A 932-nucleotide genomic window follows, 5' to 3' on the forward strand; every position below is an offset into this window, starting at 1 on the left:
GCCTGGCGCAGCAGCGCCTGGATGCTGGGGTTGTCCGCAAAGCGCAGGCGCAGCGGCAGCGTGTTCACAAAGAACCCGATGAGCTCGTGCAGCTGCGCCTGGTCACGGTTGGCACTCGGCGTGCCGATCACCAAATCGCGCTGACCGCTGAGCTTGGAGAGCACCACGCCCCACGCGGCCAGCAGCGTCTGGTGCAGGGTGCAGCCCTGCGCCTGGCTCAAGGCCTTGAGCGACTGGCTGAGTTCGGGGCTCAGGTTCACGGGCACCGTACTGGCGCGCAGGTCCGCCTGCGCCGGGCGCGCAAAGTCCGTCGGCAGCTCCAGCAACTCCGGGATGCCGGCCAACTGTTCTTGCCAGTAGCGGCTGTGCGCCTGCAGCGCTTCGGCATCAAACCAGCGACGCTGCCAAGCAGCGTAGTCGCCGTACTGGATGGCCAGCGCGGGCAAAGGGTCCTGGAAGGACTCGAGCCCTTGGGGGCTCAGGAACGCCTCATGTGCCGCGGCATACAGCGCACTGAGCTCCTGCGTGAAGATGGACCAGGACCAGCCGTCTCCAACAATGTGGTGCTGCACCACGTGCAGCTCGTGCCACTGCGGCCCGCGGCGCAGCAGCAAGCCACGCAGCAGCGGCCCACGCGCCAGGTCGAAGGCGCGGTTGTTGTGCTCGCGCACTCGGGCTTGCGCTTGTGCCTCCTGCGCCTCGAGCGTCAGCTCGCACAGATCCACCTCCTCCAGCTCGAACGCCGCACTGGCAGCGTCCTGGATGACCTGCACCGGCTCGGTGCCACGCAGCTCGATGTGGCTGCGCAGCACTTCATGGCGACGCAACAGTTGGTCCAACGCCTGGCGCAGTGCCTGCGGATGAAGTTGCCCATCCAGTCGCAGCCCCATGGGCATGTGATACGCCTGGCTCTGGCCAGGCAGCTGGCACAG

Annotated in this window: 1 protein-coding gene; it reads right to left on the reverse strand. The window is 67.3% G+C overall.

Features of this window, described 5'->3' with window-relative positions; all coding sequences use genetic code 11:
• On the reverse strand, positions 1-896 hold an 896-nt coding region (locus tag AC3WOE_RS30505), incomplete at its 3' end, for a condensation domain-containing protein (protein ID WP_492696308.1).
• Positions 897-932: the final 36 nt, after the last annotated feature.

Source organism: Roseateles sp. FW305-36 (assembly GCF_058787015.1).